The organism is Marinobacter sp. (assembly GCF_041984545.1).
Classification (GTDB): domain Bacteria; phylum Pseudomonadota; class Gammaproteobacteria; order Pseudomonadales; family Oleiphilaceae; genus Marinobacter.
Genome location: NZ_JBHIXV010000042.1, coordinates 1 through 17,712 on the forward strand (window position 1 = coordinate 1; position 17,712 = coordinate 17,712).

Consider the following 17,712-nt stretch of genomic DNA (forward strand, 5'->3'; position numbering starts at 1 on the left):
GATGCGATACCTTTCCCCAGGGAGGACACGACACCGCCGGTGACGAAAATATAACGCGTCATGCAGATTCCATGATTGTCTGGTTCGGTGAAGGAGGGAGATTGTCATCTCAAGATGGGACGCCAGACTACCAGAAAGCCCCCCCTGACTCAATCAAATTCCCGCTCTACAACCAGCCGCCAGCCAGCGGCATGGGCGCCTTCGGAGTATTGTTCAGAACACCAGAGATCGCCAACCGCGACCAGTTCCGGGGCATCACCGGCGCCGGCAAAAACCAGCGGCAGACGGGCCCTCTCCCACGGTGGCACCCCCTGCTCCTGCAGCCATTTTTTCAGCGACCTGGACGTACCGCCGGGCCGCAAACGAACGCGTTCCCCGCCCTGCCTCGTACTTATCCGTATTGCCGGTGATTCCACGGATGGCGTATCCACGGGTAACAGACGTATGCGCCATCCGGCCCAGTGGACGCTTTCCCCGGCGTTCAGCGTCCGTGGTTCCGCAGGCAAGACTGGCGGGTCTGGAACCAGATAGAGGCAGCCGCGGAATCTCCGGAGGCTGAAGCCATTGGCCCGGAACTCCGGTTCACGGTCGTCCCCGGCCCGCAGCAGGTCACTGAGGACCTGTCGCCAGTCGCCCGGAGACGGCGCCTGAAACCCTCGTTCTTTTGCCCACCAGCGGATCAGGTTTTTCTGCTCCGGCAACGACAATTCCAGCAGCCCGGACACCGGAATCCGGTTACCCTCCCCCCCGAGGTCGCGCCACTGCAGCGAGGCAAGGGTCCGGTTAAGCACGTCGCTCTCGGCACAGGCGCGGGCAGAATGGGAGAGTCTCTGGTTCAGCCCCGGCCACCGTTCGCGCAGCTCGGGCAGAATGCGATGTCGGAGGAAGTTCCTGTCGAAACCTTCATCGGTGTTGCTGGGATCATCGATCCACGACATCCCGGCCGCCTGGGCCCAATGCTCCAGCTCTGCCCTGTTGAACGCCAGCAGGGGCCGAAACAGCCGACCTGCGCCGAGAGGCCGATCAGTCGGCATGCCCGCCAGCCCCGCCACCCCGGTGCCCCGCAGTAGCCTGAACAGAACGGTTTCAGCCTGATCGTCCGCATGGTGTGCCATCAACAGAAGATCATCGGTTTCAAGGAGTTCCTCGAATACCCGATACCGGGCTTCACGGGCTGCCTCCTCCAGGCCGCCGGCCCGGCCACGGCTCGAGGCGGCCGACAGGTCGACTCGCCGCACGGTCAACGGCACCCCGAGTCCTGAGCAGAGGTCACCACAGAACGCCTCGGTTTCCGGGGCATTTGGCTGTAACTGGTGGTTGATGTGCACCGCCCGAACGTCGGTCGAGGCACGGTGGCAATGCGCCACCAGGTGAAGTAACAGGGTTGAATCCAGGCCACCGCTGAGCGCGACCCAGAGACGGGCACTTGAAGGGAGGGCTCTGACCGGGGCGCACAGCGCCTCCGGCCAGGAAAAACCGGAGCCGGGCTCAGCGCCCGGTGTCATAGCGGGTCAGGCGCTCATATCGGCGTGAAACCAGCTCGTCCAGCGGCAGTCGACTGAGCTCCGCAATGCCTTTACTCAGCACCTGCTTGAGCGACTCGGACATTTTCTCGGGGTTGCGATGGGCGCCACCAAGGGGCTCCTTGACCACGTTGTCGGCCAAACCGAGATCCCTCAGACGGTCAGCCGTAACCCCCATGGCCTCGGCAGCCTGGGCTGCATACTCGGCACTTTTCCAGAGAATCGAAGCACAACCTTCCGGGGAAATTACCGCGTAGGTGGAATACTGCAGCATGTTCAGCTGGTCGCAGACACCAATGGCCAGTGCACCGCCGGAGCCGCCTTCCCCGATCACTGTGGAGATAATCGGTGTCTTGAGACGTGACATGACCGCCAGGTTGAAGGCAATAGCCTCACTCTGGCCACGTTCCTCGGCACCGATGCCCGGGTAGGCACCAGGGGTGTCGATAAAGGTGAGGATAGGCATCCTGAACCGCTCGGCCATTTCCATCAGCCGCAGGGCCTTGCGGTAGCCCTCGGGCCTTGGCATGCCGAAATTGCGCTTGACCTTGTCACGGACCTCACGCCCTTTCTGGTGACCGATGACCATGACCGGCTTGTCGTCCAGACGGGCGGTACCACCCACGATAGCCTGGTCATCCGCGTAGCGGCGGTCGCCGTGAAGCTCGTCGAAATCCTCGAAAATGGACTCGATATAGTCGAGGGTATACGGCCTGCGGGGATGACGGGCGAGTCTGGCCACGTCCCAGGGCTGAAGATTCGCGAAGATGCTCTCGGTCAGGCTGACACTCTTCTTCTTCAACCGGGTAATTTCATCGGTGATGTTGATGTCGGTATCGTTGCCCACCATGCGAAGCTCTTCGATCTTCGCTTCCAGATCGGCAATGGGCTGTTCGAAATCCAGATAGTTAGGGTTCATGATGATCCATCATTTTTTTGCCAGGCGGGACAAGCGCCGCCAAACCAGAATTTGAACCAAAGATAGCAGTGCCCGATCAGGGGCTAAAGCGGACATTGGTATGAGTCCGTTATCTGACAAACTTTTAATTATCCGTCTGTTCAATCATAGACCAACTCCACTGACTGGTCGCCCACGAGGTAGCGCAGTTCCAGCAGCAGGTTGTCGTCAGGCTGTACCCGCCAGGATTCACCGAGCTCAATCCGCGTGGAAGCCTCGTGGCTGTTGTACTCGATCCAGACCGGACTGCCCTCACAGCGGAAAGGCCTCAGCGTATTGTCCAGCTTTTCCAGCAAACCGTTCTGCAACTGGTCTGCGTGCAGGTTCAGCTTCAGGCCACGGCTGAACTGCTGGCGCGCGGTGCCCACGTCCATGACCGAGCTGACGCGCATTTTCATTTGCCCGGAGTAATCATCGTGGCTGACCTGCCCCTCCACCACGATGACCTGGTCCGACTGCAGCAGTTCGCGGTTCTCGAAAAACGCCTCGGAAAACAGCGTGGCCTCAATCCGGGCACTGCGGTCGTCCAGAGTAATAAAGCACATGGTGGAGCCGGTGCGGGTTTTCATGGTGCGCTGGGCCACGACCAGGCCTGCGACGCGCTGGGGTGACTTGTTCGGCTTGAGCTCGGCAATCGACGAGCGCACGAACCGACGAACTTCCTTCTCGTATTCGTCAAACGGATGGCCGGTCAGATAGAGACCGAGGGTATCCTTCTCGCCCTTCAATCGCTGTTTCTCTGGCCATTCGCGCACACCGGCCACGTCCTCGTAGGGGTCACCATCTTCTCCCGCTTCCAGCATTTCCCCGAACATGTCCATCATGCCCACGGACTCGTTGCGGGACTGCTGGTCGGCCTGCTGGACCGCCTTGTCGATACTGGCCATCAACTGGGCCCGACCGGGGCCGAGTTTGTCCATGGCGCCGGAGCGGATCAGCGCCTCCATGGCCCGCTTGTTGACCTTCTTCAGGTCCACCTTGCGACAGAAATCGAAGATATCCTGGTAGGGCTCGCCATCCGCCCGCCCCTCAACGATGCTCTGGATGGGGCCCTCGCCCAGGCCTTTAATGGCGCCGAGACCGTAGACAATCTGGCCCTCGTCGTTGACCGTGAAGGTGTACTCCGAGCGGCTGACATCCGGCACCAGGAGGTCCAGCCCCATGTTCCGGCATTCCTCCACCAGGGTGACCACCTTGTCGGTATTCTGCATATCGGCGGTGAGTACCGCCGCCATGAATTCGGCCGGGTAATGGGCTTTCAGCCAGAGCGTCTGGTAGGACACCAGGGCGTAGGCTGCCGAGTGTGATTTGTTGAAGCCGTAGCCGGCAAACTTCTCCACCAGATCGAAGATGTTCTCGGCCAGGGTCTTGTTGATGCCGTTCTTCTCGCAACCATCCAGGAAGATCTGCTTCTGCTTGGCCATTTCCTCCGGTTTTTTCTTACCCATGGCCCGTCGCAGCATGTCGGCGCCGCCCAGGGTGTAGCCCGCCATCACCTGGGCGATCTGCATGACCTGCTCCTGGTACAGGATAACCCCGTAAGTGGGCTCCAGAACCGGCTTCAGCCCCTCATACTGGTAGTCCGGGTGCGGATAGGACAACGGCTGGCGACCATGCTTCCGGTCGATAAAGTCGTCCACCATGCCCGACTGCAGAGGGCCGGGGCGGAACAGCGCCACCAGGGCGATCATGTCTTCCAGGGAGTCCGGCTGCAGGCGCCGGATCAGGTCTTTCATGCCTCGGGATTCCAGCTGGAAGACCGCCGTGGTTTCCGCCTTCTTGAGCATGTCGAACGACGGCACATCGTCCAGGGGGATGGCATTGATATCCAGCGGCTCAAGCCCGCGCTTTTCCCGGCGCGGGTTGATCATCTTCAGGGCCCAGTCGATGATCGTCAGCGTCCGCAAACCCAGGAAGTCGAACTTCACCAGGCCGGCGTCCTCAACGTCGCCTTTATCGAACTGGGTGACCAGGCTGCCGCCCTCGTCGTCGCAGTACAGCGGCGAGAAGTCGGTAATCTTGGTGGGCGCAATTACCACGCCCCCGGCGTGCTTGCCGGCGTTCCGGCAGACGCCTTCGAGCTTGAGTGCCATCTCCCAGATTTCCTGGGCTTCCTCGTCCTGGTCGAGAAACTCCTGCAGCTGGGGCTCCTGCACCAGGGCCTTTTCAAGGGTCATGCCCGGTTCGAACGGGATCATCTTGGACAGCTTGTCCGCCAGACCGTAGGACTTGCCCTGCACCCGGGCCACGTCACGCACCACCGCCTTGGCGGCCATGGTACCGAAGGTGATGATCTGGGAGACCGCCTCCCGGCCGTATTTCTCGGCCACATAGGCGATGACACGGTCCCGTCCCTCCATGCAGAAGTCGACGTCGAAGTCGGGCATGGACACCCGTTCCGGGTTCAGGAACCGCTCGAACAGCAGGTCGTATTCCAGGGGGTCGAGATCGGTAATCAACTGCGCATAGGCCACCAGGGAACCGGCACCAGAACCCCGGCCAGGGCCTACCGGTACGCCGTTGTTCTTGGCCCACTTGATGAAGTCCATCACGATCAGGAAGTAGCCCGGGAAGCCCATCTGGATGATGATGTCGAGTTCGAAGTTCAGGCGCTTGTAGTAGGCCTCACGCTTGGCCTCATAATCCGGATCGTCCTTGCTCAGGGATTTGGCCAGACGCTCCTCCAGGCCCTCCTCGGAGACCTTCCGAAAGTACTCGTCCATGGTCATGCCATCGGGGATCGGGTAGTTGGGCAGGAAATACTCGCCCATGCGCACCTTCACCGAACAACGCCGGGCAATCTCCACGGTGTTCTCGATAGCCTCAGGGATGTCGCTGAACAGCTCGATCATTTCTTCGGGGCTGCGCAGGTACTGCTGTTCGCTGAAACGTCTATCACGGCGGGGATCGTCGAGGGTGCGGCTCTCGCCAATGCAGACCCGGGCCTCATGGGCCTCGAAATCCTCGGCCTCCAGGAAGTGCACATCGTTGGTAGCCACCACCGGAAGGCCCATTGCCTGCGCCAGCTCCACGTTCAGGTGCAGGCAGTCTTCGTCGCCCGCGCGACCGGTACGCTGCAATTCCAGGTAGTAGCTGTCCGGGTACAGGTTCATCCAGTAGCGGGCTCGCTCCCGCGCCAGATCCGTTTTGCCCGCCAGCAGCGCTTTGCCTACGTCGCCCAGCTTGCTTCCAGAGAGTGCGATCAGCCCCTGCGCCCTCTGCTCAAGCCAGCCACGCTGGATAATCGGCTTACCGAAACGCTGGCCGTCGGTGTAGCCGAGCGAAATGATTTCCGTGAGGTTGAGATAGCCGTCGTTATTGCGGGCCAGCAGCGTCAGGCGGAAGGGGTTGTCAGGCTCATCCGGGTTCTCGAGCCAGAGGTCGGCACCGATGATCGGTTTGACACCCGCGCCCATGGCCGCCTTGTAGAACCGCACCAGCGAGCACATGTTGGACTGCTCGGTGAGCCCCACCGCTGGCATGCCCAGCTCTGCCACGCGATTGACCAGGGGTTTGACCCGCACCAGGCCGTCCACCATGGAATACTCTGAATGGACTCGAAGATGTACGAATGTCTGCGCCATAGTGTCGGATCAGTCCTGCTTGCGTCTTTGGTTCTGAAAAGGTGGTCAACCGCCCACCAGCGCCCGGATGTCGTCCTCGGTCTGGGGACCGAAACGGGTTTCCACCAGCTCACCCTGGGGATTGACAATAAACGTGGCCGGCAGTGCCACCGGCATTTTCCAGCCGAATGTTGGCCCCGGGTCCTTTTCCAGCATGGTGAATTCTATGCCCATTTTTCCGCCCAGGGCGGTCAGGGCCTCGCCACTCACGCCGTCAAAGTTGACGCCGAGCACGGTCATGTCCGGCGCTTTGTCGATTTCGTTCAGTTCGGGAATTTCCTCCAGGCACGGCTTGCACCATTCGGCCCAGTAATTAACCAGGACCCATTGTCCACGGAGGTTGTCCCAGTTCATCGGAGGGCCGTCTGCCCGTTGCAGCTCGATTTTCTCACAACCGGCCAGCGCTACCACCAGGAGAAAAACACCAAGCATGCCCGGCCAGCGGCGGGAACATGGCCATTCAGGGTACTGCACCGATATACCTCCTGTTAGACTACGGGCCACCGAACCCATGGCAACCCCTCACTTGATCAGGCAAGACGATGACAGAAGCCACCCGGATTTTCCATAACCCCCGCTGTTCGAAATCCCGCCAAGCCCTTGAGTTGCTTCACGAACGCGGCATTGAACCAGAGATTATACGCTACCTGGAAACCCCACCGACAGCACAAGAGCTCAACGATATTCTGGACAGGTTGGAACTGGCACCCAGACAGCTGATGCGCACCAAGGAAAAGGAGTACCTTGAGCTGGGGCTGGATAACCCCGAACTCACTCGCGAACAGCTGATTGCCGCCATGATTGAAACGCCCCGGCTGATCGAGCGGCCGATTGTCCTGGCCAACGGCAGGGCCGCGGTGGGTCGGCCTCCGGAAAAGGTGCTCGACATTCTCTGAACTTCCGCCAGACCGCACTATAACCATCGCAGCACAGGACTCTTCATGTCGGAATCATTGCCCTACATTCTGGTGCTTTATTACAGCCGCAATGGACAGACCGCTGAACTGGCCCGCCAGATTGGCCGGGGCGTTGCCCGGGTCAGCGGCATCGAGGCCAGACTGAGGTCGGTTCCGCCGGTCTCGCCGGACACCGATGCCTCTCTGCCCGCGGTGCCGGACTCCGGCGCGCCCTACGCCACCCGGTCGGAACTGGCCAACTGCGCTGGTCTCGCCCTGGGCAGCCCGACCCGGTTCGGTAATATGGCGGCTCCGCTGAAATATTTTCTGGATACCACCGGCGATCTCTGGCTGAGCGGCGCCCTCGAAGGCAAGCCGGCTGGCGCCTTCACATCGACTGGTAGCCTCCACGGCGGCCAGGAGAGCACTCTGCTCACCATGATGGTGCCTCTGCTACACCACGGCATGGTGCTCTGCGGCCTGCCTTACACCGAGAAAAGTCTCGGAGACACTCACACTGGCGGCACCCCCTACGGACCCAGCCACTGGGCAGGCACCGGGGAACAGTTGCCAGTCAGCGACGACGAAAAAACCCTGTGCCAGGCTTTCGGTGAGCGACTGGCCCGACTGGCGCTGAAACTGGCAGACTGAGAGATGCCAGCGCCCTGCACGTACATTGAGAGCCCACTTACTTTCGGAAGATGATCATGCTGAACAACCCCAAGGCACGCACCACGGCGCAACTGGCCACCGCGCTCTATGTGGCCGTACTTGCCACACTTCTGGTCACCACGTTTTACCCGGCGCCCGTGGAAGGTGTCTCCATTGCCCTGATGCTGTCTGTAAAGCTGCTGCCACTGCTGCCTTTTGCAGTCCCGGTCGTTCGGGGCCACAATCGCGGTTACATCTGGATGTCGTTTGTTCTGATTTTCTATTTTACCCAGGCGGTGGTCTCAGCCTGGCTCAGTGAAGGCGCCGTTGGCCCGGTTGTGCTGACCGTGCTGACCTTTCTCCTGTTCACTGTGGCCATGGTTCACCTCAAGGTAAACCGCAGGCTGACCGCGTGATGTTTTATTGATTCGAGCAGGGAAACCGAGCCCTATGGCAGAAACAGACAAGTCCGCCACCCTGCAGCGGCCGCCAGCCCCTGGCCAACGCAACCTGACGCTGCGAGACATCTGTAACGCCCTTGTCAGCAGCGGCGAGATCAGCCAGGAAGATGCCGAGCGCGTGCTGTCCGGCAACCTGGGTGCAGCGACTGGCGGTGGCACCGCAGGCAGGCGCCACCCCCTGGAACTGGTTGCGATTGCTGCCCCGACCAGCCAGATCAGCGGCCGCACCCTGGATCTCGATCGCCTCACTCAATGGCTCGCTGACTGGGCGCAGCAGCCGTACTACCACATCGACCCGCTGAAGATCGACACCCCGGCCATTGCCCGGGTAATGTCCTACGCCTTCGCCCAGCGCCACGGCATCCTGGCCGTTGAAATTACCCGGGACGAGGTAGTCATCGCCAGCGCCGAGCCTTTTGTCAGCGACTGGGAGCAGAACCTCCAGCAGGCGGCGCGCAAGGAAATCCGGCGGGTCGTGGCCAACCCGGAAGACATACGCCGATACACTGTGGAGCTTTATCAGCTGGCCAACTCGGTGAGCAAGGCCAGCGGCGGTCAGAGCCAGGGCAAGGCCGGCAGCCAGAATTTTGAACAGCTACTGGACCTGGGCGCCAACGAAAACCCCGATGCCAACGACCAGCACGTGGTCAAGATTGTCGACTGGCTGCTCCAGTACGCCTTTGACCAGCGGGCCTCGGACATCCACATAGAGCCAAGGCGAGCAGTCACTCAGGTCCGGTTCCGCATTGATGGGGTGCTGCACAACGTCTATGAGTTTCCGGAGCATGTGGGCGTGGCGGTAACCAGTCGCCTGAAGATCCTGGGCCGCCTGAACGTGGCGGAAAAACGCAAGCCCCAGGACGGCCGCATCAAGACCCGCAAACCGGACAACAGCGAGGTGGAGCTGCGTCTTGCCACCATGCCCACCGCCTTCGGCGAAAAAATGGTGATGCGGATTTTCGATCCGGACGTGCTGCTGAAAACCTATGAACAGCTGGGGTTCAGCCGCGAAGACCAGCAGCGCTGGCAGGACATCACAGCCCGCCCCCACGGCATTGTGCTGGTTACCGGGCCGACCGGATCGGGCAAAACCACCACCCTGTATTCTACCCTGAAGCAGATCGCCTCGCCGGAGCTCAATGTCTGCACCATTGAGGACCCGATCGAGATGGTGGAACCAGCCTTTAACCAGATGCAGGTGCAGAACAATATCGATCTCACCTTTGCCGCTGGCGTGCGGGCACTGCTCAGACAGGACCCGGACGTGATCATGATCGGGGAGATCCGCGACCTGGAAACCGCCGAAATGGCCGTACAGGCGGCCCTGACCGGCCACCTGGTGCTCTCGACCCTTCATACCAACGACGCTCCCAGCGCCATCACCCGCCTCATGGAGCTGGGCATTCCGCCCTATCTGATCCGGGCAACTGTGCTCGGAGTAATGGCCCAGCGTCTGGCGCGAACCCTGTGCCCCCACTGCAAGGCGCCGGGGCCGGCGGATGAGCAGGCCTGGCAAACCCTCACCCGACCCTGGAAGGCGCCGGTTCCCAAGCAGTTCTTCCAGCCGGTGGGTTGCCTCGAATGCCGCAACACCGGCTACATGGGCCGGGCCGGCGTCTATGAAATCATGACGCTCTCCGGACCTCTGATCCGCCAGATCACCGACCAGTGTGAACTGGAACAGCTGCGACTGGACGCCTACAAGGATGGTATGAAATCCCTGCGACTGAGCGGTGCGCAGAAGGTGGCCGCCGGGCAGACCACGGTTGAGGAAATTCTGCGGGTTACCCCGGAAAGCCAGCGCTGAGCGTCTTGCCCGCTCAACCGCCGGGACGCAACCCACACTGTCCGAGCAGGTCCTGCCAGGCCCGGGTGTGGTCCGCGATGGCCAGATCCAGCGCCTGCCACAGACTCTTCGCTCCTGTCCGGGAGATATGGCGCCGGTACCAGGGCCGGAACGCCTCCGGCATGACTTCGGCCTGCTGGTCCGCCAGCCGCTCGAACGGTTCGATGAGCGCAACCCGCCCCTGCGACACAGCGCTCAGGTAAGGCTGCACCTTGCCTATGTAAACGCTGAAGAACATGTTCTGCACAATATCCGATTGATTGTTGGGCTGACTGTTCAGACACAGCGGCCGCCCCTCGATGCGCTGCCGGAGCAGCGCGGTACCATCCTGCAGCCTGGCCGTCAGTAGCCGCGCGCTGTTGATCAGCTGCCCGGCACGATATTCGGCCTGCCAGCGCTGGTGAACCTCACCGACAAAATCCAGAGAGACATCAAGATTACCGGATTCAAGTTCGGCGACCACACCGTTCAGACGGGTAATGTCCCGGGCCAGATCCGACACCGGATTTCCATCGCCGGCCACAGCCACCGGATAATAGCCTTTCGCCAGCGTGAACAGCGTTTCCACCTCCTCTACACCCCAGGTGGCGTTCCACAAGGCAATGGGAAGAGAGTCCAGCTTGCTCCCGATGGCTTCGCTCAGTTCTTCAGCAAAGTCCTCGTCCTCGATTTCAGGAAGACACTCGCGGGCGGTCTCGATAAAGCGGATTTCGTACCTCAGACGGTTCAACGGCTGCATCACCCGGCCCATCACGGAATTCTTCTCGCCTACCACGTACTGCAACTCGCACCCGTAGAGCGACAGAAAATCCAGCATGCCCATGTCCAGGTCCGGAAGGTCAAGTACTCGCTCCCGGCGACGGGGCAGCTGGCTGGCAGCAGGAATGTCGGAAAACCGGGGCTCGGTTTCCAGAACCCGGGCCACCCGCTCCACGTATTCATCCATCATGGGGCGGGCTTCGGAGAAGGGGTCACAGCCGGCCAGTAGCAGGGCTATCGCCGGCAGACACATTTTCAGGAACCCGCTACCGGGCATCGCTTCCTCCTGCGCAGGCCGTGGGAGCCGTGGCTATCGCGCCTGGAGAAGGGCATCAACCTCCGCGAAGTCACGGGCTACAAATCGTTCTGTTTCCGGCAGGTCGCCGTCTCGCACCAGCCAGGCCGTCTTCATACCCGCCTGCTCTGCCGCCTCCAGTTCTGCCTCTACATCCGACAGGAACAGGACCGTGTTGGCCTCAACCCCCAGTTCGGACAGGATATTGTGGTAGGAGGCCACCTCTTTCTTGCCGCCCACCCGGGTGTCGAAGTAGCCAGAGAAGAACGGGGTAAAATCGCCTTCTGTCGTAAAACCGAAGATCAGTTTCTGGGCCTTCACCGAACCGGAGGAATATACGAACAGGCGCAGCCCCCGATCATGCCAGCGCTGGAGATAGTCTGCCGCGTCCGGATAGATGTGTCCTTTGAGTTCCCCCTGCTGGTAGCCCTGCTCCCAGACCATACCTTGCAGCGCCTTCAGGGACGTCTCCTTGCGGTCCTCCCGGATCCAGCTCTGGAGCACTTCAATGAGACCCTCAAGATCGGTCCGATCAACACCCGAGACCTCGGCCACGGCGTCCAGCTGCTCCGACACGGCCAGGGTGTCACCATGCCGCTGCCGGACAAACCCTGGCAGATGTTCACTGGCGTAGGGAAACAGCACATCGTGGACGAAAGAGATGGAGCTGGTGGTACCCTCGATGTCGGTGAGGATAACCCGGATCATCCCGTCGCCCCTGCCAGGGCTTCGTAGCGCGGGAGGCGCCCGGCAATGTCTTCACCGGTAAAACTGGCCACCCAGCCTTCGGGGTTGGTGAACAGCCGGATGCAGGTAAAGGCCGGTTCCGGTCCCATATCGAACCAGTGCCGGGTGCCGTTGGGCACGCTGATCAGGTCATTTTTCTGGCACAGCACGGCGTATACCTCGTTCTCGAAGTGCAGGTAGAACAGGCCCTGCCCTCGCACGAAGAAGCGCACCTCGTCCTCGCTGTGGGTGTGTTCGTCGAGGAATTTCTGGCGGAAGGCCTCTTTCTGCGGGTTGTCCGGGTTCAGGCTGATCACATCGGCGGTCTGGAACCCACACTCGTCCTTCAGGCTTGCCACTTCTTCCTGGTAAGCCTCGAGAATAGCGTCTGGCGATGCATCCGCCGGCAGCTCCCGGGTCGGCCACTGCTCGAAACGAACGCCCTGGGCCGCCAGCAGATCGCGGATTTTTGCCGGATCTTCCGTTACGGTGTGAGCCGCTTCCGGCCGGTTCTGGTCAAAAATACTCAAGGTTGTCATTGACGCACCCTCATGGTTTCTAATTCGCATTCAAACAGGAATTCAAAGGCCTCGACGTGACGAAGGCAATCAGCCATCGTCCTGCCCCAGGTATAGAGCCCATGGCCCCGAATGAGGTAACCGGGTTGCTCGGGATGGGCCCGGAACCATTCGCGGGTTTCCTCGGCCAGGGCGTCAATGTCCTGAGTGTTCTCGAACACCGGCACGCTCAGGACCGACTCGTGGGTCTCAACGCCGGCAAACGCCTTTTGCAGTTCATAGCCCTCCAGGACCAGTGCCTGCCCGGATTCAATCAACCGACTCAGCACAGTGGCCTTCACCGAGTGGGTATGAAGCACAGCGCCGACATCCGGGAACAGCTCATAAATCACGGTATGCAACCGGGTTTCGGCCGAAGAGCGGCAGTTGCTCTGAACTGCATGGCCTGCCAGGTCCACCACCATCACGTCGCCGGCGCCCAGCTGTCCCTTATGGCGGCCGGAGACGGTAATGGCAATGTGCTCGCCATCTATGCGTGCCGAGTAATTGCTGCTGGTGGCGGGCGACCAGCCCCGCTGATAGAGAAATCGACCGGCCTGCACGATTTCATCGGCGGCAGCGGCGTATCGGGTCACATCAAACACAGGCTTTCTCCCGGTTAACGGATACCCTGACGGCGAAACGCCTCAGGCACCCACATTTGCCGACATTATAGGGGTGCGCCCGCCTGTCGCAAATGGTGGCGGGCGGCAATCAGGTCGGCAACCACCGATATGGCAATTTCTGCCGGGGTTTTGCTGGGAATATCAACACCGATCGGGGCCCGAAGGCGATCCAGGGTTGCCTGGTCGAGGCCCAGCGATGCCAGACGCTCCCGCCTCGCCTGCGAGGTGCGCTTCGACCCCATGGCGCCCACGTAGAATGCGCCGGTTTGCAGCGCCGCCAGCAGCCCCATATCGTCGATCCTCGGATCGTGGGCCAGGGCCAGAACGCCAGTGAACGGGTCGTTGAAGGTCGCCGCAACCAGATCGTCGGGCAGTCGGCGGTCGAGCGGAATGTGGTGGTGGCTCCAGCCGGTTGCAAAAGCCTCCCTGGGCTCACACAGGGTGACGGCGAAATCGGCGGCCAGCGCAAACTCGGCGACGTAACGGGCCACTTCGCCCGCGCCAATCAACAGCAGGCGGCATTCCGGTTGCAACGCATGGATGAATTGCTCTCCGTCCCGGGTGACCGAGCTGTTTCCCTTCACCGGCTGATAGTCGAGCTGTGCGACACCCTGGGCAAGCGTGCGCTGAACGCTGATTCTCCGCACCACCGCCCGGTGCCGGGACAAGGCTTCGTCCAGTTCCCGAACGTGGGCCAGAGAAGCGTCTCCGGCCAGCGGCTCCACCAGCAAGCGGATCCGGCCGCCACAGGGCAACTGGAACTGGTCGCGGTCCGAGTCAGTGATGCCGTAATCAATCAGCACAGGCCCCTCGCCGCCCTGATCTGCAACACCCCGAAGCAGATCCTCCTCCAGGCAGCCGCCGGAGACCGAACCACTCCAGTCGCCGGCTTCACTGATGGCAAGCCAGGAACCGACGGGCCTTGGGGACGAGCCCCAGGTCTCCACGATGGTGCATAACCAGACCCGCCGACCGGCCTCAAGCCACTGGCGGGCATCCCGAATTACGGAGAGATGGCCTGCGGTCACTGCGGCCCCGGACCCGTGGCCGTCTGGCTGCCCCACACACTCAGGCATCGGCTTTCAGCGGCAGTGTACGCTGCCGTTTCCCGGTCAGGGCAAACAGTGCATTGCCAAGGGCCGGCAACACCGGCGGCACGCCGGGCTCGCCAACCCCGGTGGGAGACGCCGTGCTCGGGATGATCTCAACTTCCACTTCGGGGCGCTCATACAGACGCATCAGTGGATAGTCGTGGAAATTGCTTTGCTGGACTTCGCCATTGGCAAAGGTGATTTCGCCATACAGAGCCGCGGTCAGACCGAACAGTATGCCGCCTTCGATCTGGTCCACCACGATTCGCGGGTTGATCACCTGGCCACAGTCCACGGCGCAGACCACCTTATGTACCCGGATGGCGCCGTTTTCGATACTGGCCTCCACCACCTGGCCCACGTAGGTGCCAAAGCTTCGAACCAGTGCAACGCCTCGCGCCCTTCCCTCCGGTGCCGGTTTGTCCCAGCCCGCCATCTCGGCGGCCCGATCCAGTACCGCCAGGTGCCGTGGTTCGGAGGCCACCAGACGCCTGCGGAACCGGTAGGGGTCTTCGCCAGCTGCATGGGCCAGTTCGTCCATGAAGGTTTCCACCGCAAACCCGTTGTGGGAATACCCCACGGAGCGCCACCAGGAGATGGGAACGCCGGGGTCGGTGTGGGTATGGCGGACATCAATGTTGGCCACCGCATACGGGTATTCGATGGCCCCCTCGATGGCCGAGTGATCCTTGGGTGTGGCAATGCCCTCTGCCATCAGACCGACTTTGCCCAGGGTGTTGTACATGAACTTCGGGGCCCAGGGGTACTGGGCCGGGGCTGCGTTGCGAACGTACCAGTCCAGGATCTGGGGCCCCACAATCTGGTGGTGCCATCCGGTCAGCTCGTTGCCCGAGAGGCTTGCCTTAAGGCGATGCAGCATGGCCGGTCGGTAGACATCGTGACGGGTGTCCTCCTCCCGTGACCAGATCAGCTTGACCGGCCGATCCATCCGGTAGGCCACCGCCGCCACTTCCTCGATGTAGTCCTGAGTCAGGCGTCGACCGAAGCCGCCGCCGAGAAAGGTGGTATGAATGGTCACGTCGTCCGGACGCAGGTCGGTCACCCGGGCGGCGGCAATCCGCCCCAGATCCGGCGCCTGGGTCGGCGCCCAGACTTCGATCTGGTCATTCCGGTACCAGGCGGTCGCGTTCATCGGCTCCAGGGTGGCATGGGCCAGGTAGGGCTGCGTGTACTCGACTTCCACTACCCGCTCAGCGGATTCGCTGGCGTTCTCGAAGCTGCCCTCACTGCGCTCCGATACGCCCGGATCCTCGTCGGCGGCCTCGCGGTAGGATGCAAACACCTGGTCATTGGAGAGCGACAGGGCGTCCGAGTAATCCCAATCGATCGCGAGGACCTTCTGGGCTTTACGCGCCCGCCAGTATCGGTCGGCAACGACCGCCACGCCGCGTTCAATCTCAAACACGCCGAGCACGCCCGGCATGCCGCTGACTTCGTCGCCGTTAAAACCTTTTACTCGCCCGCCAAACCGGGGCGAACGGGAGACCACGGCGTACACCATATCTGGCAGCTCGACATCAATGCCATAGACGGCGGTACCGGTGGATTTGGCATGGGCATCCAGCCGGTTCTGCTGCTTGCCGATGTATTGCCACTCGGCGGGCGGTTTCAGGGGTATATCGCCCCGGACCACTTCGGTTGCCGCCAGCCTCACCAGCTTGCCATACGGCAACGAATCAATACCGTTAGGGTGAACGACCCTGCCATTACGAGCTTCGCAGTCGGAGGGATCAACTTCCCAGATCCGGGCCGCGGCCATGACCAGCATCAGGCGGACTTCCGCACCGGCCAGCCGCAAGGGCTCCCAACTGGTGGCAACGCTGGTACTGCCGCCGGTCAGTTGCAGTTTGTACAACGGGTTACGGTATTCCGGTGCCACGGGTGCAAAACGGGGCGTGATACGCTCCGGCGCGACCGCAAGCTCCTCGGCAATCAGCGTGGTGAGCCCGGTGTAGGTGCCCTGACCCATTTCCACCCGTGCCAGGGTGAAATAGATCTCGTCGTTTTCAGTCAGTTCCAGCCATGCATCCGGGCGCCACTCGCCGGTTTCCGCCTGGTAACCGGTCTGGACACCGGCACAGCCGGGCAGCGCCATGGCAACCACCAGGCCGCCAGAGGCGCCAGCACTGACCTTCAGAAAGTCTCTGCGATTGATCATGTTACGCCTCCTTTACGTCGGAGGCGTTGCCGGCAGCAACGGATTCGACCGCCGCGATGATGCGCGAGTAGGTTCCACAGCGGCAGAGGTTGCCGGTCATGGCGGCGACAATCTCATCCCGCGAGGGCGACGGATTGGTCGCCAGCAGGTGAGCGGCACTCATGATCTGGCCAGACTGGCAGTAACCGCATTGCGGCACGCCGTGATCGATCCATGCCTGCTGCAGCGCATGAAGCCGATCCTCGCTGCCCAACCCTTCGATGGTGACAACGTCCGCGCCAGCAGCCATTTCAACCGGCGTCGAGCAGGACCGCACAGGCTGACCGTTCAGATGCACGGTGCAGGCACCACACAATCCGGCACCGCAACCAAACTTGGTGCCCTTGAGCCCCAGTTCATCCCGCACTACCCACAGCAGTGGGGTGTCACCTTCCACATCCAGCGATCGTGGTTCTCCGTTGACCGTCAGGCTCAAGGCCATGCCCGCTCTCTCCTCATTTTAACTACCCGGCTTTTCGCCCGGTTTTCTTGTAAGCCGCCCCGGGGCGGCAGGTTGCATCACTTGATGACGTCTTCGCCGTCCTTGTTCACCCAGATCTTGCGCTCGCCGGTTTCCATCTTGCCGTTGGAATCCCAGACCTCGCGATCGGTGGTTGCCTGCTCCACCTTGCCGTTGTCATTCCAGATCACACGATCCTTGCAACCGGCCATGGCCAGCAATGCCACTGCGATCAATACAAATCTGTTTCCCACAAAAACCTCCTGGCGGCCGCCGAGCGGCTCTACGTTCAAGAATTGAAATACAAAGCCTTAGCGGCTTCCATGGATTTCCCGATTGCGCTGCTTATCCCGCTCGCCCTTGCGAACCATGACATAAACCGCGCCGGTTCCACCATGGTGTTTCTGGGCCGAATGAAAGGCCAGAACATCGTCAAGCTCGGGCAGCCATTTGGCAAGGTAGCTCTTCAACTGAGCAATTCCGTCGGGATTGCGTTCACCCTTGCCATGAAGAATGATCACCGTGCGCAGGCCGTATCGCAGGCAGTCGCCGATAAAGGCGAATACTTCGCGCCGCGCCTGCTCAACGGTCATGCGATGAAGGTCAAGACGGGCCTCGATGGGATACTGGCCCAGGCGCAGCTTACGAAACACCCCGTGCTGTACGCCAGGGCGCTGCCAGCAAAGCACGTCCTGAGCGGTCAGGGGCTCCACCATGTCGGAGGTGAGCGGGTTATTGTCCCGGATCGGCTTTTCCACCGCCGCACGCTGGCGCTCCAGATGCCCCGGCGTCAGTTCTCTCGGCGTGGTGACCTCGGCCCGGTTGGGCTTGCGGATACGCCGCACATCCTTCATTTCCTCAAGAAAGCTGAGGCGCTCTTCTTTGGTCGTCATGGCGTTACGTTCAATCACCTGTTTCAATCCGGACTTTACCATCCGCCCCCCTGACCATAAAGAAAACTGACCTGGATCAGTCCGAGTGCGACGAAAATCTCAGGGAGCAGAGTGCCGGGCATAAACTAC

The 17,712-nt window shown here is 61.4% G+C and carries 18 protein-coding genes; 4 read left to right on the top strand and 14 right to left on the bottom strand.

Going from position 1 to position 17,712, the window contains the following annotated elements:
• The 5 genes from ACFC20_RS15740 to ACFC20_RS15760 form a co-directional block, all read right to left on the bottom strand.
• Positions 1-62: hypothetical protein (locus tag ACFC20_RS15740; RefSeq protein ID WP_375193855.1), on the bottom strand; the 62-nt coding region annotated here is incomplete at its 3' end.
• An 87-nt stretch (positions 63-149) separates the two neighbouring features.
• Positions 150-1,505: a tRNA lysidine(34) synthetase TilS gene (gene tilS, locus ACFC20_RS15745; RefSeq protein WP_375193832.1), complete on the bottom strand. Its 1,356-nt coding sequence runs from the start codon at positions 1,503-1,505 to the stop codon at positions 150-152.
• The gene (gene accA / locus ACFC20_RS15750) at positions 1,489-2,442 is read right to left on the bottom strand and encodes an acetyl-CoA carboxylase carboxyl transferase subunit alpha (RefSeq protein ID WP_375193833.1); all 954 of its coding nucleotides are present in this window, start codon (positions 2,440-2,442) and stop codon (positions 1,489-1,491) included. The genes tilS and accA overlap by 17 nt, the downstream gene beginning before the upstream one ends.
• Before the next feature lie 140 nt (positions 2,443-2,582).
• Positions 2,583-6,065, bottom strand: coding sequence for a DNA polymerase III subunit alpha (gene dnaE / locus ACFC20_RS15755; protein ID WP_375193834.1), 3,483 nt, complete (start codon positions 6,063-6,065; stop codon positions 2,583-2,585).
• Positions 6,066-6,110: 45 nt separating this feature from the next.
• Positions 6,111-6,536, bottom strand: a complete 426-nt coding sequence (locus ACFC20_RS15760) for a TlpA family protein disulfide reductase (protein ID WP_375193856.1) — start codon at positions 6,534-6,536, stop codon at positions 6,111-6,113.
• A 110-nt stretch (positions 6,537-6,646) separates the two neighbouring features.
• On the opposite strand from ACFC20_RS15760, the gene arsC reads away from it, so the two are divergent.
• The 4 genes from arsC to ACFC20_RS15780 are packed head-to-tail and all read left to right on the top strand — an operon-like array spanning position 6,647 to position 9,919.
• A complete protein-coding gene (arsC, locus tag ACFC20_RS15765; protein WP_375193835.1) occupies positions 6,647-7,000 on the top strand; it encodes an arsenate reductase (glutaredoxin) in 354 nt (117 codons plus the stop codon).
• A gap of 45 nt (positions 7,001-7,045) precedes the next feature.
• On the top strand, positions 7,046-7,651 hold the full coding sequence (gene wrbA / locus ACFC20_RS15770; RefSeq protein WP_375193836.1) for an NAD(P)H:quinone oxidoreductase: 606 nt from the start codon (positions 7,046-7,048) through the stop codon (positions 7,649-7,651).
• 56 nt (positions 7,652-7,707) lie between these two features.
• Positions 7,708-8,067 carry a DUF2069 domain-containing protein gene (locus tag ACFC20_RS15775; RefSeq protein ID WP_375193837.1) on the top strand — a complete coding sequence of 120 codons (360 nt, stop codon included), beginning with the start codon at positions 7,708-7,710 and terminating at the stop codon, positions 8,065-8,067.
• Positions 8,068-8,101: 34 nt separating this feature from the next.
• Complete coding sequence (locus ACFC20_RS15780) at positions 8,102-9,919, top strand: GspE/PulE family protein (RefSeq protein WP_375193838.1); 1,818 nt, start codon at positions 8,102-8,104, stop codon at positions 9,917-9,919.
• A 13-nt stretch (positions 9,920-9,932) separates the two neighbouring features.
• Here ACFC20_RS15780 and ACFC20_RS15785 read toward each other — a convergent pair whose 3' ends face one another.
• From ACFC20_RS15785 to smrA, 9 genes are all read right to left on the bottom strand, one after another.
• Positions 9,933-10,994, bottom strand: a complete 1,062-nt coding sequence (locus tag ACFC20_RS15785; RefSeq protein WP_375193839.1) for a DUF3080 domain-containing protein — start codon at positions 10,992-10,994, stop codon at positions 9,933-9,935.
• Positions 10,995-11,027: 33 nt separating this feature from the next.
• Positions 11,028-11,720 carry an acireductone synthase gene (mtnC, locus tag ACFC20_RS15790; protein ID WP_375193840.1) on the bottom strand — a complete coding sequence of 231 codons (693 nt, stop codon included), beginning with the start codon at positions 11,718-11,720 and terminating at the stop codon, positions 11,028-11,030.
• Entirely contained in the window at positions 11,717-12,277 is a 561-nt protein-coding gene (locus ACFC20_RS15795; protein ID WP_375193841.1) for an acireductone dioxygenase, read from the bottom strand. The genes mtnC and ACFC20_RS15795 overlap by 4 nt, the downstream gene beginning before the upstream one ends.
• Positions 12,274-12,900 (bottom strand): methylthioribulose 1-phosphate dehydratase, encoded by a 627-nt coding sequence (locus tag ACFC20_RS15800; protein ID WP_375193842.1) that lies wholly within the window; start codon positions 12,898-12,900, stop codon positions 12,274-12,276. The genes ACFC20_RS15795 and ACFC20_RS15800 overlap by 4 nt, the downstream gene beginning before the upstream one ends.
• Positions 12,901-12,965: 65 nt before the next feature.
• A complete protein-coding gene (locus tag ACFC20_RS15805) occupies positions 12,966-13,949 on the bottom strand; it encodes an XdhC family protein (protein ID WP_375193843.1) in 984 nt (327 codons plus the stop codon).
• Between the two features lie 40 nt (positions 13,950-13,989).
• Entirely contained in the window at positions 13,990-16,191 is a 2,202-nt protein-coding gene (locus ACFC20_RS15810) for a molybdopterin cofactor-binding domain-containing protein (protein WP_375193844.1), read from the bottom strand.
• A gap of 1 nt (position 16,192) precedes the next feature.
• Positions 16,193-16,672 (bottom strand): (2Fe-2S)-binding protein, encoded by a 480-nt coding sequence (locus ACFC20_RS15815; protein ID WP_375193845.1) that lies wholly within the window; start codon positions 16,670-16,672, stop codon positions 16,193-16,195.
• Between the two features lie 77 nt (positions 16,673-16,749).
• On the bottom strand, positions 16,750-16,944 hold the full coding sequence (locus tag ACFC20_RS15820) for a hypothetical protein (protein ID WP_375193857.1): 195 nt from the start codon (positions 16,942-16,944) through the stop codon (positions 16,750-16,752).
• A gap of 57 nt (positions 16,945-17,001) precedes the next feature.
• A complete protein-coding gene (gene smrA, locus ACFC20_RS15825) occupies positions 17,002-17,601 on the bottom strand; it encodes a DNA endonuclease SmrA (protein WP_375193846.1) in 600 nt (199 codons plus the stop codon).
• Between the last annotated feature and the right edge of the window lie 111 nt (positions 17,602-17,712).